Raw genomic sequence first — 22,265 nt, 5'->3', positions numbered from 1 at the left:
TACACATGTAAAGTAATAAAACAAATATTGGTTTTGCAAACTTTTCGTTAAAAAAATGTATTTTTAACACTTGTAAATCATTTTAAGGGTGCGCTATTAGATAATTGTTTATATTTTTGTTAGGACTTTATATACTATTAAAATGTTTGAAGAAGACTTAGAGGTGTCAGAAGACCCAAATATTCATCTCAATTATTATCAAAAAGAAGATCAAGTACTACTGGCAGTCGACTGCATTATCTTTGGATTCGATAAAGAAAACCTTAAGATTTTACTAATTAAAAGGAATTTTGATCCTGAAAAGGGGAAGTGGTCCCTTATCGGTGGATTCCTGAAGAAAAATGAAAACTTGGACGAAGCAGCCGTACGCGTCCTGGAAACATTGACAGGATTGAACGATATTTACCTGGAACAACTACATACTTATAGTAAAATAGATAGAGATCCAGGACAACGTACAATTTCTGTAGCTTATTATGCATTGATCGATGTAGAGAGCCACCAATTTGACGGAATACAGATAGATTCCGCCCACTGGTTTGATGTCAAAGAAGCTCCACACCTAATTTTTGACCACAACGAAATGGTAGAAAAGGCAAAAGCCCGTTTAAGGAGGCGTGCCTTAACCAAACCAATCGGGTTTGAACTCCTTCCAGAAAAATTTACAATGAGACAGCTCCAAAACTTATACGAATCCATTTTGCACAAAAAGCTTGACAAGCGAAATTTCATTAACAAAATAAATTCACTTGACATCCTTGTGAGACTGGATGAGAAGGACATGAGTGCTTCCAGAAAAGGGGCCTATTTATATGTTTTTGATAAAGAAAAGTATCAGAAAAAAGTTGAGGAAGACGGGTTTATCTTTAAACTATAAACCCGCTGTTTATTTCCTGGACTTTGATTTAGGTTGTGGGTTAACCACCCTATTTAAACTCTGTAGAGAACTTCCACTTGGTTTTATAGTTCTTGTTCAAAGGAAGTTCTTGCAACAAAGCGCGTAACATTTCCACGGGCATTCTGCCCTCGTGCATGACACGGTCATGAAACTGTTTCTCTGTCCATCCTTTGTCCAACATTTCATTTCTAAGGGCATAAAATTGCAACCCTCCCATCATATACGCCAATTGGTACAATGGCGGATAACTTGTTGTAAAGGAACGCCTCACCTCAGCTTCAGCGTTGGCATATTCGTGCCCGACTTCATCAACCAAAAGGTCTATACATTCCTGAGGGGTCATCTCACCTAAATGAAATTTAAGGGAAAAAATAATCCGTGCACATCGGTGAATCCTCCAAAAGAGCATGCCCATTTTTTGCTCTGGAGTCTGGGGAAAATCCTTGTTCCACAAAATAATTTCCCAATAAAGCGCCCAACCTTCCGTCCAAAAAGGATTATAAAAAGGTCTTCTGTAGCTTTTATGGCGACTGGTCATAAAATATTGAAGGTTATGTCCAGGAAGCAATTCGTGCTGTACCGTGGGAAAGGAGAAATTTGGATTGTTTCCCCTCATACTCATCAACTTGTCGTTATGGTCCATTTCCATAGTGGGATAAGAAATTATAATATCCCTACCTCCCAAAAAGAAGGGGCTTACCTTTTGCCTTTCCGGGCTCATCATTTTCATGCCCCAAGTTTCCTTGGCGAGTTCGGGCAAGGTGATCAAATCCCTTTCTTCAATAAAATCCACGGAATGTTGATAGAGATCAAAAATAGCCTGTGGTTGTTCTCCAACGGGAACATAGGTGTTTTTAACATGTTCCAAGGCCTTTTTCCAATCATCGCCGTACCCAAGTTCCCGAGAAGCTTTGATCATTTCATTTTTGCACCATTCAAATTGTTCTTGTGCCGTTTTTATGAGTTCTTCAGGTGTATAGGGAATCAATTCCAATGCTAGGCTTTCTTTTAATGCCTCCTCGCCAATGGGCTTTCCTATAATTCCGCTACCGTCATCCCTAACACTGTCTTCTGAATAATTTTCCTTTAGGAACTCGGCATAAGCAGTCAGTTTTTCGTTCAGCTTTTCATAAGGCTTTTCCACCCACCATGTAAAGTCCGGGTCATAACCAAAGTAAAAATTGTAAGCTTCTTCCAACCCTTTTTGAAATGAGAGCACCACATCCGAAGCTTTATCTGCCGTTTGCCAATCTTTGAAAGGTTTGGCTTTCCAATTTTCCATTTCGGAATCAATAATCTCGGTCGCATCTTGAAAGACTTGTGACAATTGTTTGGCATCTGGTTTTTTGCCTCTTCTTCTATTTTCGATAAATGGAAAGATGTCCTTGGCAAAGTTGCTTACTTGATTAACTTGTTTAAAGGCATCATAATCTTGGGTTAAAAAATATTCCCTCTTGGCAACCAAATTTTTTAATAGGATATAGTCCACCTTGCCTTGTTGCGACAATGATGCGAAATCTACATCATTCATCCTTTTTTTCCAGTCGGAATAGAATCTGGAGAGTCGTTGATAGTATTCTTCCGATTCATCCACAATGTAAGTGCGGTTCAAAGCTCTATTATCCGTTTCAAACTCGGTTACAAGGTCGGCTAACTTGCTTGTTTGAGCAGTTGAATGAAAGCCTACCATGGCCACCACTATAATTCCTATTTTTTTTAAACCCATGTTGGTCATATTTAGTTGATTGCTTTGCTACCTAAAGGTAGTAAATGGTTTTTTCAATGTTTTTTATTTGATATTGATTGACATTTATTCCAATGTGATATCAAGGTAGACCGAATGCCGCCCGTACGTTTCATAGAATGTCTTAAATAGCACTCCATCAATGCTAAATTGTAATGTTTCGGGGTCCCCTTGAATAGATTTACCAATATCCTTAGCATCCAATGTTACCTTCCGCCAATCGGTTCTGGCTTCTGTTTCTTGTGCCACCAATAATACGGGACCGTAAAAAATACTAGCAATGTTCTGCTGGTCCATTACGGGGTTCAGGTGGAATTCAAAAGGCATATCTATATCAATTACATCTCCATCTTTCCATGTACGGCTCAAGTTAAGATACGCACCTGGCTCAGCCTTTGCTTTGACCTTCTTCCCATTTATTTTGACGAAAAAGCCTTTGGTAGCCCATTGAGGCACTCGAATATTCAAATCAAATTTACCCTTGCCCTTTATCTTCAATTGCGTGTTGTCTTCTTTAGGAAAAGCTGTTTGCTGTTCTACGGTGATATTTCTCTCGGTCCACTCCAAGGTGGAAGGAACAAATAGATTCACATAGAGTGCACTATTGTCTTGACTTTTGAAATAAATCGAGTTTTGCAGTTTGGTGCTACTTTCCAAAGCTGTACCGTTACAACAGGTAAAGCCGGTCATATCAGAATTTCCAAACCTCTTGACCGAACCAGGCCGCAAGGGCACATGATACGTATTGGCAGGGCTGTCCTCTGCCACCGAAGCTAGAATATGATTATACAAGCCTTGCTCGTAGTAATCCATTAATTCGGTTCGTTGGTCAAAAAGAAATAGATTTTTTGTGAGTTTAAGCATGTTATAAGTGGCACATGTTTCATTTTGGCCTCCTGATGAAAATCCATTTTCATACAACGTGGCCGGTTGGCCAATGAAACATTCCGCATTTGTGGGGTTCCTTGCTCCAGCTACACCACCTATGCTATACATGTAATCATTTTTTGCTTTGTACCAGAAGTTATCGGCCACTTGGTAATATTCCGGTAATTCCGAATCACGGTATATTTCGAGCGCGCCCATAACTTGCGGTATATGTTGGTTGGCATGCAGACCTCGGAAGGTATCCACGTTTTTCGCCAATCCATGGGAGTGTTCGGCATCACCGAAAAACATTTTTATATTGTCGAACAATTGCGCCACTTTCAGATACCTTGGTTCGTCGGTGATTCTATCCAAACGGGCCATGGCTTCGTTCATACCGCCAAACTCTCCCGCAATGTAAGTGTTCCACATACTAATGAGTGTATCTGTAGGCAATTGGCTCAACCGGGCATATACCCAATCTCCCATGCCTTTCGCTATTTCCAGGGCTTTCTCATTTCCACTGACCTCATAAACATCCATTAACCCAGCCAAAATTTTGTGCAGGGTGTAATAGGGTGCCCATATTTGAGAAGGCTGTGTTCCATAGGTAGCTCCTTTTTCCAACATAATGAACTGGTCCGGTGGGTAGGCGCTTATAAAACCTTTGCCCCAATTCCAATAATCTGTACGTATACCGTTTTCACTCAAATCGGAATCGTAGGTTGATTTGCCCGGACCGGGAGGAACGGCGGTAGGGTCATCTTCATACGCTCCACCTGTTTTAGCGGGGCGACCTGACATCTGGGAAAGCTGGTACAACACCTCCACCATGTAATCCATTTTTTCGGCGAAATTGGCTTGCAACTCTTTGTTATAGCCGGCACTAGCATAGGCTTGAGCAATGGCCGTTAAGTAATGGCCCGTAGCATGTCCTCTCAACTTTGTTTCTTGACTGTCCCAAACTCCCAAGGGTTGCGCGCCTTCAGGTTGTTCCTGACCATAAGCATTACGGAACATATAAAGAAAAGAATCTGGATTGGTTTGAGCGAGCGTGTTTATGAACTTGTCTCGATTTTCAATGAATTTTGTTTGATTCCCATGCGCATCAACATCCAAAGAAACTTGGTCCAGACCAAACACATCCAATGTAAGGTTGGGCGTTTCCGGTTTTTTATTGGCAACAACAGTTACTTTTGCCTTAGGTTGAAAATCTGTTCCAGCTACTCGACCCGTAACCATGTAATTCCCGGTTTGCAAAACCATGGAATTATCTTTTGGAGCTGGCCATAACACCCTCACTTTTGGTCCTTCTATACCATTGCGGTACGTTCCTTGAACAAACCTTGGCAATCTAGGTAAAAAGCCTACGGCGGTTTCTACCTCAACATCGGATACGCCTACCAAATATTCATTGTACAATTGTGGGTTATTTGGAGCAAATTTTGGAAGGTCATCTTCCGGTTTCTCCCTTTTCACCGCTTCATCGCCTCCCCTTAAAGCAATGTAGCGAATCCTTGCTATTTGCTTTTCGCTCAATGGGATTCTGTATAATCTAAAATCGTGAATCCTGGCATTGAGGTAGGGATTTCCAGATGTAATTGACCTACCAATGTAGAGTACGTTTTCGTGGGTGAACATTTCACCCAATTGCATCTCCATATTATCTACCGTACCTGCTTGCTTCCCATCAATAAATAGGTTGATGGATTTTGAAGGAATATCGAAAACCAAGGCAAGATGAACCCATTGGTCGGTTTCAATTTTAGAATCGACCACAAAAATCCCGTACGCTTTTTCACCATCTCTAACAACCTGAACCTGAAAACCCTCTTGTTCAGAGTTACCTGCGGGAGCTAAGAAAAAGTGTGTTCGGCCATCCTTCCCAAAATCAAAAAGTGTTTGACCTTGTTCCAAGGAATTGAAATTCACCCAAGTCGTGATGCTCAACGATTCTTCACCCTCCAAAGATTCACCTGGAATGGAAACATAGGATTTGTCTTCTGCAGACAAAGAAAGCACTTTGCCAAACTGCCCATCATCTTCAAACTGGGTATCCGAGCCATAAACTCTCCCATGAAGATTGTTTCTAGACCAATCTTTGGCATCTCCATCAAAAATATAGCGGGAAATCATTCCGGTTTCACCAATCCCATCCAAAATTTGGTTGCCACTTTGTGCTTGTACAAAGTTTGTGGACCAAACGAGTAAGAATAGTACCGTAATGAATAATTTTATTGGTTTCATACTGATTATCTCAACATTTATTTTATAAACTGATTATTGCATTACAGAACTTGAAATCCGTGTGCATAAGGGTCATCATCATCGATTATGATATTATTATAACCAATTACCTGCGCCCAACCTTGAATGCTAGGGACAATGGCCTGTTTACCATCCAAAGTAGTTTCTGCCTCGACCTTTCCCACGAACTTGCTGCCTATAAAACTTTCATGTACAAAAGGTTCTCCCAGCTTCAGTTTCCCTTTCGCATATAATTGTGCCATACGTGCCGAAGTCCCAGTACCACAAGGAGACCGGTCTATGGCCTTATCTCCATAAAAAACAGCATTCCTACCCGATGAGGAGGCATCCAAGGGATGTCCTGTCCACATCATGTGGCTTACATCCCTTATGGTCGAATTTTCCGGATGGACAAACCTATCGGGATACTTTTCATTGATTTTTTTTCGGACCACTTGTGAAAAATGAATTATTTGACCTGCCGAATAATCCTGCAATCCCGTAAAGTTTTGTTGTGGATCCACAATGGCATAATAATTTCCTCCATAGGCCACATCAAAAGTAATCTCACCCAACTCTGGACATACCACCGTTAAATTCTCGGCCGCCAAATATGATTTTACATTCACCAATTTTACCCATTCCACTTTTTTGCCGGTCAATTGATATTCGATTTCAACCAGCCCCGCAGGCGCCTCCATTCTAATCTTGCCCGGTGTTTTTGGCACAATCAGTCCTTCTTCGATCGCAACCGTAATGGTTCCGATCGTACCATGGCCACACATGGGCAAACAGCCCGATGTTTCTATAAAAAGGATGGCAAAATCGTTTTCTGGGCTGTGCGGTGCCATCAAAATGCTTCCGCTCATCATATCGTGCCCACGTGGCTCGAACATCAATCCCCGTCTGATCCAGTCGTACTCTTTTAAAAAGTGCTGACGCTTCTCGCTCATATCCTTGCCCACCAAATTAGGGGCTCCACCTGCAACGACCCTCACGGGATTCCCGCAAGTATGTGCGTCTACACAAAAAAATGTTTTTCTGGCCACTCGCTATTTTTTTAAATGGTCCGGCAACAGTTCCATGGGAAAAGATTGATAGCTGATAGGCCTCACCCAACGCTTGATCGAGTGGATGCCTACTGCCGTAAACCTTGAATCGGTGGACGCGGGATAAGGTCCTCCATGCTGCATGGACGGACATACTTCAACTCCCGTGGGAACCCCATTATAAATGATCCTTCCCACTCTATTTTGCAGCGCTTCCACTATTTCCAATAGGTTTGCATCATCATCCTTCTCCGCTATAAGGGTTCCTGTTAATTGGCCCTCCAATCCTTCTATAATCTGAAGAAGTTCGGCTTCATCCTCACATTGAACCACTAGGGAAAACGGCCCAAAGACCTCCTGATGCATTTTGGGGTTCTTCAGAAATGCCGATCCAGAAACACTGGCAATAATCGAAGCTGCATCATTTACGCTTAAATCCCCATCATATTTGCCAACTACCTCTACTCCCTCCTGAGCGATAACATCCTCTCCTTTGGACTCGTATCCTTTTTTAATATTGGGATGTAGCATGGTCTGGGGGGCAATGGCAATGGTTTCTTTAGCCAACTCCTGAATAAAGGCTTCGGTATCCTTACTCTTTACCGTTAACAAAAGTCCTGGATTTGTACAAAACTGCCCTGTACCCAAAGTAATGGAGCCAGCATACGTCTTTGCCAGCTCACTCGCTCTTTTGGATATAGCATTTGCAGTCATGATCACAGGATTGACACTCCCCATTTCCGCAAAAACTGGTATAGGTTCATCTCGTTTGGCAGCCAAATCAAAAAGTGCCCTTCCCCCTCCAATGCTACCTGTAAATCCAACAGCCTTTATTTTTGGGTGGTTCACTAGATCAATTCCGGTCTGCACTGCTCCATTAACACTCGAAAAAACGCCCTTCGGCATTCCTGTTTTTTCCGCAGCCTTTACAATGGCCGAAGCCACCAATTCGTTGGTACCTGCATGCATAGGGTGACCTTTTACGATTACCGGGCAACCAGAAGCCAAAGCACTTGCCGTATCCCCACCCGCTGTGGAGTAGGCCAATGGGAAATTACTGGCTCCAAAAACCGCCACGGGCCCTAAGGGAATCATAGTTTTCCGTAAATCTGCTTTGGGCTGGGGTTTTCTCTCCGGTTGAGCTGCATCAAAGGTGTTTTCACGCCAGTCATCATTGGAAACAAGCTCAGCAAACGAGCGCAACTGAAAAACAGTTCTTCCACGCTCTCCAATGGCCCTACCTTCAGTCAGGCCGGATTCCAACATATAGGTGTCGGTCAACTCTTGGTCCAAAGCCAAAATTTCATCGGCAATGGTGTTCAGAAAATCTGCTCGTTGTTTTCCTGGAATTCCTCTAAATGTTTTAAAAGCTTCCCAAGCCAATTCGGCAGCACTTTCTATTTCTTCTTTTGTTGCTTCCAAAAATACTGTCGGGTTCTGAACATTCTCCTTCGGATCGATGGTCCTGAACTCCACGGACCCATCAGCCTTAAATTGTCCTGCAATACAGTTTTTACCTGTAATCATACTACACTATTTATATTTTTATATTCCGGAAGTTCCGGTCTATTCTTTATTGCGGTTGCTATCACTTTTAAAACTCTTTCTCTTTCCGCTCCTTGCAATGGCAATCTAGGGGCACGTACATGTTCGGTGCCGATTCCCGTAGCGACTTCCGCCAACTTTATATTTTGGACCAATTGCGGACTTATATCCAGCTCCAACAATGGCATGAACCACCGATATATCCCAAGAGCTTCCTGAATTCTTCCTGCTTTTACCAACTCGTAAATGGCAACTGTTTCGGCAGGATACGCGCAAACCAATCCAGCTACCCAACCAACAGCACCGATTACCAGGCTTTCCAAGCCCAATGTATCCACTCCCGTAAAGACTTTGACTCGATCTCCAAACCTGTTTTGAATTCTAATCACATTGGTGATATCCCGAGTGGACTCCTTTATGGCCTGAATGTTATCGCATTCGATCAATTCCTCAAGCATATCCAAAGTCACTTCAATTTTATAGTCCACTGGGTTATTGTAGAGCATAATGGGCAGCGAAGTACTGTTTGCCACTGCCTTGAAATAGGCAACGGTCTCGTAATCCGTCGCTTTGTAGCGCATTGGTGGCAAAAGCATTAACCCGTTTGCGCCCACTTTCTCTGCTCGTTGGGCTGCCTCAATGGCTGCTTTGGTGCTTTGCTCGGCCACATTCATTATTACCGGAATTTTACCCTTGGCCAATTCGAGTGACTTTTCTATCAAGGTTTCTTTCTCTTCTTGCTCCAAGGTACTTGCTTCTCCCAAAGTGCCCCCGAGAATTATTCCGTGAACCCCGGCTTCAATCTGCGCCTTGATGTTCTTTTCGAACATGACAAGATCTAATTTGTCGTCACTTGTAAACTTCGTAGTTACAGCAGGCATTACGCCCTCCCATTTTACCATAGTCTTCTTAAATTATTTCCATCTAAAATTACAAAGCCGAACACACTATCATTTATACTATTATTAGCTTATTATTATACTATATTACCCTAATTTAGCCATAAAATACATTTTTGAAATAATTTAGGCTCATCAATGAAAGTCCTTCCCTTTAAAATACCCAAACCCAAAAACGAGGCACTTGTCTATCAAATTGACAGGGAACAGGTGTTTTATGACCAATTGCACCAACACGGGGAAATTCAGATCAGCTATGTGGAAAAAGGAGCAGGCTCTCTTATTGTGGGCGACAGTATAAATGAATATAAGGCTGGGGACGTGTTAGTGATCGGTAGTTTTATACCCCACGTGTTTCGCAGCGACACCCGTATCAAGGAGGAATCTTTGATGCACACCCTATTTTTTGATCAAGATTCTTTTGGTACGGATTTTTTTCAGCTTACGGACCTATCATCAACCCAAAATTTCTTTAAGAAATCGGTATTTGGGATGCGTATCCTTTCTCGGAAAAGCAAAATCATTCCCTTGTTCAATGCGCTATCACATCAAAACAAAGTGGAACAAATCGCATCGTTGTTAATGATCATCAATCAAATCAACAAGTCCAAAACCACTCCTCTTTCCTCCTTTGTTTATCGAAAATCGTTTACCGATGACGAGGGTAAGCGAATGAGCCAGGTGTACGAATATGCCATGGAGCGATATGCAGAGCCTATTACATTGGATGAGATAGCGGAAAGAGCCAATATGAGCAAAAATGCATTCTGCAGATATTTTAAAAAGCGGACCAATAAAACTTTCTTTCAGTTTTTGATTGAAATACGGATTGAAAACGCCTGCAAAATTCTCATCAAAAACCCAGAGCTATCCGTTGCCGCAATTGCGGAACAATGCGGATTCAACAATATTGCCAATTTTAACCGCAAGTTCAAAACGTTTAAAAACTGCACACCAACCCAATACCGTAATCAATTTTAAAGGCAAGACCATTACCCCTTGGATGCTGAAAACTTTATCCATAATTTCAATCTTTATTCAGCACTACGAGTTTGTACACCATAATTGACATAGAAACCACAGGAAACGGAATCAAAGGGAACAAGATTACTGAGATTTCCATATTTAAATATGATAATGGACAGATTGTGGACGAATTCACCTCATTGGTCAACCCGGAAAGTCCCATCCCCTATTTTATAACAGGCCTAACGGGAATTGATGATCACATGGTGAAAAATGCACCTACTTTCCAAGAGGTTGCCCAAAACATCCTGAATATTACCGAGGGATGCATTTTTGTAGCTCACTCTGTTAATTTTGACTATGGTGTGATCAAAGAAGAGTTCCGACAAATAGGAGTTGATTTTACCCGTAAAAAACTCTGTACCGTCCGTCTATCGCGTAAATTGATACCGGGACTCCGTTCCTACAGCTTGGGAAAATTGTGTTCCGCTGTGGAAATTCCCTTGGTAGATCGCCACCGTGCCCGCGGAGATGCGCATGCTACCGTGCTTCTGTTCGAAAAACTTTTGGAAAAACCTGAATCCGAAATGGTATTCAAAAAATTCTTGAATGCCCGAAGTCAAGAAGCGACCCTTCCGCCACATTTGCCCAAAACTGTTTTTGATAAGATTCCCCAAAAACCGGGCATCTATTATTTTATGAATCAAAATGGGGAAATCATCTATGTAGGAAAGGCCATTAATCTTAAAAAAAGGGTGTTGGGACACTTTTACGACAAAAGCCGCAAAGAAATTCAAATGTGCGGGGAGACTGCAAATATTGACTTTAAGCTGGCTGGCAGCGAATTAGTGGCACTTTTGATGGAATCCGCAGAAATAAAACGGCTTTTTCCACCCTATAACCGTGCGCAAAAAAGACAAGGTAGACAGTATGCTATTTTTGCCTATGAAGACAGAAATGGAATTATACACCTGGCTTACAACACCATTAAAGGGGTTCCAAGTCCCTTGAAAGTGTTTCATAATCAAACCGAATGCCGAGCATATCTGGAAGAAGTATGCAAAAGTTTTGCGCTTTGCCCCAAGTATTGCCATCTGCAGCAGACCAATTCAGCTTGCTCCCATCATGAAATTAATACCTGCGGAGGAATTTGCAGAGGCGAAGAGTCCCCAAAGGATTATAACCAAAAGGTCGAGGAAGCGATAGCACATATGAAAATGCTGTCCTCTGAAGTGCGTATTATTAAAGAAAAGGGCAGGAACGAAAACGAAAGCGCGATTATTTTAATTGCAGATGGCATTTACAAAGGCTTTGGTTTTATCGATACGGACATTGAAGTATCCTCCATTGAAGATGTCGAGGCCTTTATCAGTCCACAGAAACATACTTTGGAAACAGAAAGTATTCTTACCCACTATTTTTTGAAGCACAGCAATAACCAAGTCCCTGCTTCTTAAAAGCTATGCTTTAGGTTTTAGAACGACCTTAAATTGAGCGGAATCCTTCAACATTTGAAATCCTTGGTGAATATTGACTTGCTCAACGGCATAGGGATAAAAGGAAATGGGTTCTATACACACCATGTTCCTGACCTCTGTCCAACACATAAAATTCCCAAAACCTTCGGTCTCGATGGTAATTTCCTTCTCGTCCTTTAGTGTGATGGAAGTACAATCCGCCACTTGCAATGCTCGACTCCCAACGGCCAACACCTCATCCAGTGAAATCGTTTTGCCTTTTGCCAAAATCACCGGTGATTTTGAATGCAGTTTAAATGCAGGATGATACCCCAACATAAAGGGCATCCCCTCTTCTCCTGAAATTTTAAAATGAACCTCAAGGTCATCATCGGTCAACAAAAACGATTTCTCAAACCTAAAATCGTATGGCCAGGACAGTGCCTCTTCCGTGGATTTTTCAGGAAATTTTGAATTGGAAACCTCGGTTCCCGACTCATATTCCTTGGCAAAAACAGCAGAAGTATCTGTTTGATGCTCCAATTCGTAATCCATTTGTCGTAAATGCCCATGTTGGTCTTGGACCGCTTCGCCTTTAGGCGTTTTTACACGAAAATCAGCCTCGTTGACAGGCCCGATTATGGGAAACATTTCGGTATCGGCACTGCTCCATCCTGGGCTTCCCTTTTGATGTATGAACTGGTATCCGTTTACTTCATAACCCACCAACTCTCCAGCATCAATCTTAACTGTGGTGTTATTTCTTTTAAGTTTTACCATTATTTTGTGTTTATCAATCGGTAGATCAAAATGGCAGTACGCTTTGTCAATGCTTCAATCGTATTTAGGTTAACGGTTTCTTGTGGGGTGTGGGCATTGGAACCCATGGTACCCAATCCGTCCAACCCATCCACGTATTCAGCCACAAAGGAAACATCGGCAGCACCCCTTCTTCCTGGGTCATAGGCCAACACTTCCCCCTGCTTCAAATCCAGACTAACCTTGTTCAAAGTGCTCAATAATTCAAGGTTGCCTTCAGTTGGCTGCATGGCCGGGTAACTATCGGTAAAACTTACGGTTGCTGAAGTTTTAGGCAAGTTGTTCGCCACGATTTCCCTCATTTTTGCCCTGGCACGTTCTTTTTGTTCCTCGGATATAAATCTGAGTCCGCCTTTTACTATGGCTTTTTGGGCAACTACATTGGTTTTTCCAAAGGCATCTCCCTTGCTGGTCAATTCATCGTAATTGACAAAAGTTCCTCCAAGTAAAACACCAGGGTTAAAGGTCAACAGATCTTCGCCCTTGACATCTGTATAAAATTGATGAAGGATTCGGGACATTTCGAATATGGCCCCGGCCCCTGTACCTTCGCTAAAAATTCCAGAGGAATGGGCACGTTTTCCTTCCACTTCCACGGCCCAACCAGACGCTCCCCTTCTGGCCACTGTGGCATAATTAAATCCTGTGGAAGTTTCAAAACCAAGGGCAACATCGCTTCGTTTGGCTGCATCTATCAAATCTTTTCTACTTATGGACAAAGGTTTGCCCGTGCTCTCCTCGTCCCCGGTAAATGCCACAATGATCTGTGCATCGTCCAGTAAACCGTTATCAGAAAGTGCTTTTAAGGCATATAGTACAATTACATCCCCGCCTTTCATATCGTTGCCACCTGGGGCGTGGGCAATGCTATCGTTCACCATTTCAAAAGTCTGGAAAGGACTGTCCTCTTCAAAAACGGTGTCCAAATGTCCAATGAGCAACAGCTTTTTCCCCTTTGAACCCGTGGTTTCCGCAAACAAATGGCCAGAACGGTTCATATCGGCCGGCATTTCTATCCAAGTAGTTTCGAAACCGATATCATCGAAGGCATCCTTAAATACCATCCCTACTTTTTTTACGCCTTCCGCATTTAGGGTTCCGCTGTTGATATTGACCACTTTTTCAAGAAAATCAATGGCTTCAGCATTATTTTTTTCAATGGTGGAAACAATCTTTTTTTCAGCCCTGGAAAGTTTTTGTGCTGATAAAGAAACGGTTATAGCTAACGCAAATAAAGTTGAATAAAATTTGAATCTCATGGTGGGTTATTTTGTTCGACAAGTTATCAATTTAGATTGATAAAGCCCACTCAACAGCATATCTTCTACTCGAACTGAATGGCTTTTACAGGTGTGATTTTGGTGATGATGTATGATGGGACCAAAAGCATCAACAAACAAAGTAACATCACCCCAATGTTCAATAGTAAGACAGTTGGCAAGTCCATATGCACGGGAATATAATCGATATAGTATTCCTCGGGGTTGGGGAATTTGAACATTCGGTACTTATGCTGAAGAAAAATAAGCCCCAAACCAATCAAGTTGCCCCAAAAAAGTCCGATGGCAATCAAATAAGCAGCATTGTACAAAAACACTTTCCGTATACTCCAATTGGCAGACCCCAATGCTTTTAAAATCCCGATCATTTGGGTACGCTCCAAAATAAGGACCAGCAAAGCGGTTATCATATTTATGCCTCCTACAATGATCATGATACCAATGATCAGGGCGATATTAAAATCAAAAAGACCGATCCATTCAAAAATGCGGAAGTATTTACTTTTAATGTTCTGCGTATCCAAGTTGGAGAGCGTTTTATTGTATATCTCATTACTTTTCTCATCAAGTTGATCAAAATCATCAATAAAAACCTCAAAGTTTCCGATCTCGTTTTCTTCCCATCTGTTCATCAATTGAATATGTCGGATATCCACAAACACATAGGTTTCATCAAACTCCTCAAAACCACTGTCATAAATACCAACTATTTCGAACCTGCGATTGTTCGGTGGCTTGGACGCATCACCATCACGAAGAAAAAAGGAAAAGAAACTATCACCAACTTTCAACTGCAATCTATTGGCCATTAAACTGGATATGAGCACTTCTTCATTGAGGTCTCCACTATAATCGGGTATCCTACCATCGACCAGATACTCTTCAAAAGTGCTCCAATCGTAATCGGTTCCCACTCCCTTGGCCAACATCCCTTCAAACGTATCGGCTGTTCGGATTATTCCACCTTTGGTGGCCACTGCCTGAACGTGTCTGATGCCCTCTACATCTTTGAATTCCGGGTAAAAATCCTGATTTAAGGGAATCGGCATCAGGGAAACCTCGGAGTTATTATTATCGAAACTGGAAATTTGAATATGGCCGTTAAAGGCCGCAACCTTTTCCCGTATTTTATTTTTAAGCCCCACACCTGTAGCAATGGCAATGAGCATCATCACCACCCCGATGGCGATAGCGGCAATGGCAATTTTTATTATCGGGGCGGAAATACTAATTTTATGTTCCTTCCCTGTAACAAGGCGTTTGGCAATAAATAATTCTAAATTCAACGAATGCCCATTTTATCTAGATTCAAAAGTACAGTTTTATTGTTGTTTTTGGTGTTTTCCGCATGCAAGGGACAACAAAAAGAAACCATTTCAGCTTCAGATGCCAAAACCGAAGTGTTCGCTCCCATAAAAGTGGCAGCCAACCGAACCGAGGCCTACTTTCCTCTTCTTCAAGGTAAAAAGGTTGGCATAGTGGCCAATCCAACAAGTGTCATCTTCACGGGAAAAAGCCATACTCACTTGGTGGATTCTTTGCTCTCCTTGGGTGTGGATGTAAAAAAGGTTTTTGCTCCCGAACATGGCTTTCGAGGTACTGCAGATGCAGGGGAACACGTAAAAGATGGGATGGATACCCAAACAGGTTTGCCCATTATTTCGCTTTACGGTAAAAACCGAAAACCATCCCAAGAGCAACTGAGCGGCTTGGATGTGGTTGTTTTTGACATTCAAGATGTGGGTGTACGGTTCTATACATTTATTGCTTCCTTACAATTGGTGATGGAGTCCTGCGCCGAAAACAATACGCCTATAATGGTTTTGGACAGACCCAATCCCAACGGTCATTATGTGGACGGACCCACCATGATGAAAGAACATACAAGCTATTTGGGAATGAACACGATTCCCTTAGTGTATGGGATGACCATGGGCGAATATGCCCAAATGTTGAACGGTGAAGGATGGCTGGAAAATGGAAATAAAGCTGATTTGACCGTAATTGAACTGGAAAACTACACCCACGATTCCGAATATCACCTGCCTATTCGACCCTCACCCAATCTGCCCAATGATACCGCTATCACATTATATCCGAGTTTGGGATTGTTTGAAGGCACCAATGTAAATGCCGGCCGCGGCACCGAATTCCAGTTTCAAAGGTACGGGGCCTCTTTTATGGATAGTACCGCCTATGATTTCAGTTATGTTCCCGAGCCCAATTTTGGTTCCAAATACCCCAAAGAAGAAGGTAAAACCTGCTATGGCCGAGACTTGTCCAATACTCCAAGAATGAACGAGGTAACCATGGAATGGATCATTGATGCTTACAACCACACTTTGGACAAATCCAAATTCTTTTTAACCAGTGGATTCACCAAACACGCAGGTACTCCCCTGCTTCAAAAACAGATTGAGGAAGGTTTGTCCAACAATGAAATCAAGGCTACTTGGCAAGACGACCTGGAAAACTTTAAAAAAATACGGGCTAAGTATTTAATTTACAATTGATACATAGCTTAACATGAATTGCACAGATTGACCCGAACATTCTTTCTTTGTAATTCTGAGCAGAGCGAAGAATCTCACCAACCTGAACTCGTTTCATGACCCCGCTTTTATGGATTCCGTGTCGGGCGCGGAATGACAGGAAATGTGATGGACACAAATTTTAGAAAAGCCGAACATTCTTTCTTCATCATTCTGAGCAGAGCTAAGAATCTTTCATTTTTGGACTCTAAGTTTTTCCTTTCTCTCGAAAAAGCGATTCTTCAGTCGGTTCTCAATCGATGTTTTTACATTTCATATCTGAAGACATTCTATCACTCGGTTGTGGGCCTTCGATATTTATGAAAAGGTTGTTTCAGCAAGCCTTTAATGCTACTGTTTTCCTTTTCATCGGGAAAGGTATCTACCCCATACACAATATTCTTAGGATCCATGGACATGTATGTGCCGAACAATCGGTCCCAAATAGAGAAAATATTTCCATAGTTGGAATCGGTATAGGGCAATTGATAATGATGGTGCACTTTGTGCATATCGGGACTTACAATGAACCAGCTGATGGCATTGTCCACTTTTTTGGGCAAGCGAATGTTCGCATGATTGAATTGTGAAAACACAACGGACAAACTTTGGTACAACATAATAATGCCGATGGGCGCTCCAACAATAACAACACCCGCCAACGTAAATGCATACCTGATCAAACTTTCCAAAGGATGATGACGATTGGCCGTAGTCGTGTCCACATTATGATCGGAATGGTGCACCAAATGAACCATCCACAATGGTTTTACCTTGTGCTCCACCCAATGTGCCGCATAGGCCCCTATCAAATCCAAGAGCATTACGCCAAGAAGCACGTAAAGCCATAACGGTATTTCTGGCAGCCAGTTAATAATCCCGAATTGATTCTCAACAGCCCAATCCGACGATTTTAGCAACAAAAACGCGAGCGGAAAATTCACAATAATGGTGGTCAGCGTAAAAAAGAAGTTGGGAACGGAGTGCCGCCATTTTTTATAGGGCACATTGAACAGGGGCACCATCCCTTCCAAAATCCAGAAAAAAGTAATCCCTCCTACCAAAATTAGGCTTCGGTGCCATGAAGGGATAGTCTCGAAGTATGAAATTATTTGTTCCATCCCTTCAAATATAACAAATCATTAAAATTTGATGTTTTTTTTCATCTCTTCTACAATGTTGAATGCAGCAGGACAAATCGCCACGTTTTTCATGGTAAGGTTCGCTATCTGTTGGAATTTTTTTCGGTCCGTATGCGGAAATTCCCGGCACGCTTTGGGCCGCACATCATAAATGGAACAGTAATTATCAGCTCCTAAAAAAGTACAGGGAACGCTTTGCAACACATAATCGTTCTCCTCATCCACCTTTAAAAACTCATCAATAAATTGTGAGGGCTTCATCCTAAAATGTTTGGCAATCCGTTCAATATCGGCATTGGTGAACAATGGTCCCGTGGTTTTACAACAATTGGCACAGCTTAGGCAATCGGTTCGTTCAAACTCGGCCTCATGCAGTTCCTGCATGGTGTAATCCAGATTTTTTGGGGGCCGCTTTTTAAGCTTGGCGAAGAACTTTTTGTTCTCAGAATGTTTCTCCCTGGCCTTTTGTGGTAAATCCCTGAGTATTTCATCCATAGTGCACAAACTTATCCATTTTAAACCTTTCCAAGCAATTAAAGTCCCACCTTTGCAAAAAACAAACTCTAGCTATGGTAGATGTTTTTGGAATGGCCCTGCGCGATTATCAAAATGGGGCGTATACAGAAGACATAAAAACCTACTCATCTTTAGATGAAGAAGATGTGATTCCTATTCCATATTTGTTCCGAACATTTGATGAGATGCCCAAAATTGAACAGAAAGCACTTCAATTGGCTAACGGTAAAGTGTTGGATGTTGGTGCCGGCGCAGGTGGCCATGCCCTTTATCTGCAAAAGAAAGGACTGGAGGTAACGGCTTTGGACAATTCTGAGGGTGCCATTACCGTGTGCAAGCAGAGGGGTCTAAAATCCACGGTGCTCAGCAATATCATGGACTATTCAGGAGAAAAGTACGACACCCTACTTTTGCTCATGAATGGTATTGGGTTGGCCGGAAAGCTGAACAACTTAAGTCATTTTTTGCAGCATTTGGCCTCATTGTTACGGCCTAATGGACAGATTTTGTTGGATTCCAGTGATATCATCTATATGTTTGAACAAGATGAAGATGGCGGATATTGGATTCCAAACAATGAAGCTTATTATGGTGAAGTTGCCTTTACCATGGAATACAAAGGCAAAAAAAGCAAACCATTTAATTGGGTTTATATAGATTTCAATACCTTGCAGAATGCCTGCGAATCCAATGGTTTCAATTGTGAGCTTGTAATTTCGGGAGAACATTACGACTATTTAGCAAAGCTTACGTTAAAGAAATAATAGATTCCGATATAAAACGTTGTAGTACATATTCACTTGCTATGAAAAAAATTGCTCTTTACACTCTTCTAAGTTTTGGACTGCTTTTAGGGTGCTCCAAAGATTCGGAAGTTACTTCTTCATCCAATTCCGAAGCAAACCTTAAAGCCGGAAATCTCCTATCAACGGGTGCATCGGCTAGAGACCTGTTATCCAACGAGAATTTTGATAAGCTGGTAATCGAGATTGCCTATGTCGCTGGTTTTGAGCCCACTTTTGAGGCCATTGCCAACTTTGAGGATTTTTTACTCGAAAGAACGTATAAGCAAACTATCGAATTCAAGTATACTTCCCTATCTACCCCTTCGGAAGAAACTCTTACATTGGAAGAAGTGGTTGACCTAGAATCAGAGAACAGGACCCAGTACAACAACGACAACACTTTGGCGGTATATATTTATTTCGCCGATGCTCCCGCCGACTCGGATAAAGACGACGAAGGACTCGTAACCTTGGGGGCGGTGTATCGCAATACTTCTATGGTGATCTATGAATCCACTGTGGAGGAGATGGCAAATAGCAGCGAGACCGTTACCATTTCCGATGTTGAAACCGCTACATTATTTCATGAGTTTGGACATTTGTTCGGATTGGTCAATTTGTCCACGGAATCGGTAAACGACCATGAGGATGTGGATGCTGAAAACCATTGCAATGTGGATGGTTGTTTAATGCGTGCCGAATTGCAGTTTGGAGCCTCCCTTTTAAAGCAGATGGAAAAAAATGCCTCCAAAGGTTTGGCCTCCATACCGGATTTTGATGCCGAATGCCTGTTGGACCTTCAAAAATACGGGGGGCGTTAATCTCCTTGGATTAAGGAATATTCAAATACTTATGGGTCTGTAGGGAAACCTTCCATTTGGGATGTTTCATGACATAATCCACGATTTGCGGCACCATTTTGTCGCGAACGCTCCACTCTGGCTGTAAATAAAGGATACAATCATCATTGACTTTGGCCGCTTGCTCCTCGGCAAAAATAAAATCGTGTTTGTTGTAAACGATTACCTTGAGCTCATGTGCTTTCTCATAAATATCGCCAACGGGAAGTTTGTTCTTTTTGGGCGAAAGGCAAATCCAATCCCATACCCCCGTTAAAGGGTAAGCTCCCGAAGTTTCAATATGAATGGTCATGCCTTTTTCCTTAAGGGCTTGGGTCAAAGGTCCCATGTCCCAAGTAAGTGGTTCACCTCCGGTGATCACAATGGTATCCGAATATTTTTCAGCATTGGCCACAATACTATCAATAGCCGTTGGGGGATGCGTTTCCGCATTCCAACTTTCTTTTACATCGCACCAATGGCAGCCCACGTCGCATCCGCCAACCCTTATAAAATAAGCAGCGGTTCCTTTGTGGTAACCTTCCCCTTGAATGGTATAAAACTCTTCCATGAGGGGCAGCATCAGGCCCTTTTCCACCAAATCCATTACATTTTCTTCTACCATGGTGCAAAGATAATCCACTTCTATGGTTTCACCTATTTTACGGCGATAACATCGATTTCTATGCTGCTGTTTGCAGCAAGCCCCTTGGCCGCAAAGGTTGTCCGAGCTGGTTTTTTGGTGAAATATTGGGTATAGACTTCATTAAACGCTGAAAAATCGTCAATATCCGCTAAAATCACCGTGCATTTCACCACATGATCCAAGGTTAGTCCATGTTGAGCCAGCACCTCCTCAATATTTTGAATCGCTTGCTCGGTTTCAGCTTTAATCCCTCCTTCAACCAATGTTCGAGTGGTATGGTCCATCCCTATTTGCCCGGCTAAAAAGTACATATTGCCCGCTTCTACCACATCACTAAAAGGAGCGTTTTGCTTTTTTGGTTCGTGTGATTTGTGGAAAATAATCTCCGTACTTTCTTGCGCATAGGAAGTAGCTATGACCCCACTCATCAAAATAGACAACAGTGCATACTGAAAAGGTTTCATAATCTCGTTTTTAGTTTTGCTTAAAATTACCCTATTTTTATCGCAAATTGAACGCGATGGGCAACAAAGAAAAATTCTTTGAGCATATAGAGCAGGGGTATGCCATGAAAGGCGATTACATTACTGTGGGCGCAGGAATGTTGGATGGGGAAACCATGACCAATGCCTACATAAAAGTACCTCTAAAAACAATGAACCGCCATGGGCTTATCGCTGGTGCCACAGGTACTGGAAAGACCAAGACTCTACAGGTACTGGCCGAGAACCTATCCGACAAAGGTATCCCGGTATTGCTCATGGACCTCAAAGGGGACCTAAGCGGTATTGCCCAACCTAGCCCGGGACACCCCAAAATTGATGAGCGCCAAGAAAAAATCGGACTTCCGTTCGAACCCAAGGGATTTCCTGTGGAAATTTTATCACTTTCGGAACAGCATGGGGTGCGTTTAAGGGCCACGGTATCCGAATTCGGCCCGGTGCTACTGTCTAGAATTTTAGACCTGAGCGTTACCCAAGAAGGTATCGTCGCCGTGGTTTTTAAATACTGTGATGACAATAAATTGCCCTTGCTAGACCTTAAGGACTTTAAAAAGGTGCTGCAATATGCCACTGGCGAGGGAAAAGAGGAGTTCCGTAAAGAATACGGACGTATCTCTACAAGTTCTACCGGTACCATTTTAAGAAAAATCATTGAACTGGAGCAGCAGGGTGCCGACCTTTTCTTTGGCGAAAAATCCTTCGATGTGGACGATTTGGTTAGAATTGACGAAAATGGCCGTGGTTATGTGAACATTATCCGTTTGACCGATATCCAAGATCGCCCAAAACTGTTCTCAACATTTATGCTGAGCCTTTTGGCCGAGATTTATTCTACCTTTCCAGAGCAGGGCGACAGCGACAGGCCTGAGTTGGTCCTGTTCATTGACGAGGCACACCTGATTTTTGACAATGCCAGCAAAGCACTTTTAGATCAGATTGAAAGTATTGTAAAACTGATTCGCTCCAAAGGAATCGGTCTTTATTTTGTGACCCAAAACCCAACAGATGTGCCGGACGACGTTTTGGCACAATTGGGATTAAAAATACAGCATGCACTCCGTGCGTTTACCGCCAAGGACAGAAAAGCCATTAAGCTTACTGCACAGAACTATCCGATTTCTGAATTTTATGATACCGCTGAAGTACTCACTTCATTGGGAACCGGAGAAGCTTTGGTATCTGCCTTGGACGAAAAAGGGCGCCCTACTCCTTTGGCAGCGACCATGATGAGAGCTCCCATGAGTCGAATGGATATTTTAAGCGACTCCGAAATAAAAGAAGTTTTGGACAGTTCCAAATTGATCAAAAAATACAATGAAGAAATAGACCGCGAAAGTGCCTATGAAATCTTGTCGGAAAAAATAGAAAAAGCTGAAAAAGAGGCAGAGAAAGAAAAGAAAGAAGAAAAATCAACAAGCCGTCGGTCATCGAGCCGAAGAAGTACCCGAATGAACCCTGTGGTCAAAGTTTTGACCAGTGCCACATTTATAAGAGGGGTTTTGGGAGTATTAAAAAAAGTCATTCGATAAATT

The 22,265-nt window shown here is 42.4% G+C and carries 19 protein-coding genes; 7 read left to right on the top strand and 12 right to left on the bottom strand.

The window, feature by feature from the left end:
* Positions 1 to 142: 142 nt before the first annotated feature.
* Positions 143 to 877, top strand: coding sequence for an NUDIX hydrolase (locus J0X13_RS00820; protein ID WP_207069597.1), 735 nt, complete (start codon positions 143 to 145; stop codon positions 875 to 877).
* A 49-nt stretch (positions 878 to 926) separates the two neighbouring features.
* Here the strand turns inward: J0X13_RS00820 and J0X13_RS00815 are convergent, their stop codons facing one another.
* The 5 genes from J0X13_RS00815 to J0X13_RS00795 all read right to left on the bottom strand — a co-directional run bounded on the left by J0X13_RS00815 (position 927) and on the right by J0X13_RS00795 (position 9,252).
* Positions 927 to 2,624 (bottom strand): DUF885 family protein, encoded by a 1,698-nt coding sequence (locus J0X13_RS00815; RefSeq protein WP_207069596.1) that lies wholly within the window; start codon positions 2,622 to 2,624, stop codon positions 927 to 929.
* Positions 2,625 to 2,708: 84 nt separating this feature from the next.
* A complete protein-coding gene (locus J0X13_RS00810; protein ID WP_207069595.1) occupies positions 2,709 to 5,756 on the bottom strand; it encodes a beta-L-arabinofuranosidase domain-containing protein in 3,048 nt (1,015 codons plus the stop codon).
* Between the two features lie 41 nt (positions 5,757 to 5,797).
* Positions 5,798 to 6,805 carry a 4-hydroxyproline epimerase gene (locus J0X13_RS00805; RefSeq protein WP_207069594.1) on the bottom strand — a complete coding sequence of 336 codons (1,008 nt, stop codon included), beginning with the start codon at positions 6,803 to 6,805 and terminating at the stop codon, positions 5,798 to 5,800.
* 3 nt (positions 6,806 to 6,808) lie between these two features.
* On the bottom strand, positions 6,809 to 8,332 hold the full coding sequence (locus J0X13_RS00800) for an aldehyde dehydrogenase (NADP(+)) (RefSeq protein ID WP_207069593.1): 1,524 nt from the start codon (positions 8,330 to 8,332) through the stop codon (positions 6,809 to 6,811).
* A complete protein-coding gene (locus J0X13_RS00795) occupies positions 8,329 to 9,252 on the bottom strand; it encodes a dihydrodipicolinate synthase family protein (RefSeq protein ID WP_207069592.1) in 924 nt (307 codons plus the stop codon). Before J0X13_RS00795 ends, J0X13_RS00800 begins: the two co-directional genes overlap by 4 nt.
* A 135-nt stretch (positions 9,253 to 9,387) precedes the next feature.
* Between J0X13_RS00795 and J0X13_RS00790 the strand changes: the two genes are divergently transcribed.
* On the top strand, positions 9,388 to 10,230 hold the full coding sequence (locus J0X13_RS00790) for an AraC family transcriptional regulator (RefSeq protein ID WP_207069591.1): 843 nt from the start codon (positions 9,388 to 9,390) through the stop codon (positions 10,228 to 10,230).
* Positions 10,231 to 10,301: 71 nt separating this feature from the next.
* Positions 10,302 to 11,672, top strand: coding sequence for an exonuclease domain-containing protein (locus J0X13_RS00785; protein WP_207069590.1), 1,371 nt, complete (start codon positions 10,302 to 10,304; stop codon positions 11,670 to 11,672).
* A gap of 3 nt (positions 11,673 to 11,675) precedes the next feature.
* On the opposite strand, the gene J0X13_RS00780 is transcribed toward J0X13_RS00785, so the two are convergent.
* From J0X13_RS00780 to J0X13_RS00770, 3 genes are all read right to left on the bottom strand, one after another.
* Positions 11,676 to 12,452, bottom strand: coding sequence for an aldose epimerase family protein (locus tag J0X13_RS00780; protein ID WP_207069589.1), 777 nt, complete (start codon positions 12,450 to 12,452; stop codon positions 11,676 to 11,678).
* On the bottom strand, positions 12,452 to 13,750 hold the full coding sequence (locus J0X13_RS00775; RefSeq protein WP_207069588.1) for a M20/M25/M40 family metallo-hydrolase: 1,299 nt from the start codon (positions 13,748 to 13,750) through the stop codon (positions 12,452 to 12,454). Before J0X13_RS00775 ends, J0X13_RS00780 begins: the two co-directional genes overlap by 1 nt.
* A 65-nt stretch (positions 13,751 to 13,815) precedes the next feature.
* Complete coding sequence (locus J0X13_RS00770) at positions 13,816 to 15,057, bottom strand: ABC transporter permease (RefSeq protein ID WP_207069587.1); 1,242 nt, start codon at positions 15,055 to 15,057, stop codon at positions 13,816 to 13,818.
* A gap of 3 nt (positions 15,058 to 15,060) precedes the next feature.
* On the opposite strand from J0X13_RS00770, the gene J0X13_RS00765 reads away from it, so the two are divergent.
* Positions 15,061 to 16,284: an exo-beta-N-acetylmuramidase NamZ family protein gene (locus J0X13_RS00765; RefSeq protein WP_207069586.1), complete on the top strand. Its 1,224-nt coding sequence runs from the start codon at positions 15,061 to 15,063 to the stop codon at positions 16,282 to 16,284.
* Between the two features lie 311 nt (positions 16,285 to 16,595).
* On the opposite strand, the gene J0X13_RS00760 is transcribed toward J0X13_RS00765, so the two are convergent.
* Positions 16,596 to 17,423, bottom strand: a complete 828-nt coding sequence (locus J0X13_RS00760; RefSeq protein ID WP_207069585.1) for a sterol desaturase family protein — start codon at positions 17,421 to 17,423, stop codon at positions 16,596 to 16,598.
* A gap of 21 nt (positions 17,424 to 17,444) precedes the next feature.
* Positions 17,445 to 17,939, bottom strand: a complete 495-nt coding sequence (locus tag J0X13_RS00755) for a YkgJ family cysteine cluster protein (RefSeq protein ID WP_207069584.1) — start codon at positions 17,937 to 17,939, stop codon at positions 17,445 to 17,447.
* Positions 17,940 to 18,013: 74 nt separating this feature from the next.
* Between J0X13_RS00755 and J0X13_RS00750 the strand changes: the two genes are divergently transcribed.
* Entirely contained in the window at positions 18,014 to 18,724 is a 711-nt protein-coding gene (locus tag J0X13_RS00750; protein ID WP_207069583.1) for a class I SAM-dependent methyltransferase, read from the top strand.
* A gap of 41 nt (positions 18,725 to 18,765) precedes the next feature.
* Positions 18,766 to 19,566: a hypothetical protein gene (locus J0X13_RS00745; RefSeq protein ID WP_207069582.1), complete on the top strand. Its 801-nt coding sequence runs from the start codon at positions 18,766 to 18,768 to the stop codon at positions 19,564 to 19,566.
* 10 nt (positions 19,567 to 19,576) lie between these two features.
* Here J0X13_RS00745 and J0X13_RS00740 read toward each other — a convergent pair whose 3' ends face one another.
* The gene (locus J0X13_RS00740) at positions 19,577 to 20,209 is read right to left on the bottom strand and encodes a 7-carboxy-7-deazaguanine synthase QueE (RefSeq protein WP_207069581.1); all 633 of its coding nucleotides are present in this window, start codon (positions 20,207 to 20,209) and stop codon (positions 19,577 to 19,579) included.
* 32 nt (positions 20,210 to 20,241) lie between these two features.
* A complete protein-coding gene (locus J0X13_RS00735) occupies positions 20,242 to 20,694 on the bottom strand; it encodes a RidA family protein (protein WP_207069580.1) in 453 nt (150 codons plus the stop codon).
* A 56-nt stretch (positions 20,695 to 20,750) separates the two neighbouring features.
* On the opposite strand from J0X13_RS00735, the gene J0X13_RS00730 reads away from it, so the two are divergent.
* Positions 20,751 to 22,262: a helicase HerA-like domain-containing protein gene (locus J0X13_RS00730; protein WP_207069579.1), complete on the top strand. Its 1,512-nt coding sequence runs from the start codon at positions 20,751 to 20,753 to the stop codon at positions 22,260 to 22,262.
* Positions 22,263 to 22,265: the final 3 nt, after the last annotated feature.

The sequence above is a fragment of the [Muricauda] lutisoli (nom. illeg.) genome (assembly GCF_017313105.1).
GTDB classification, from domain to species: domain Bacteria; phylum Bacteroidota; class Bacteroidia; order Flavobacteriales; family Flavobacteriaceae; genus Flagellimonas; species Flagellimonas lutisoli.
Note: the sequence above shows the minus strand (reverse complement) of the source record. Positions and strands in the feature narration are given on the sequence as shown.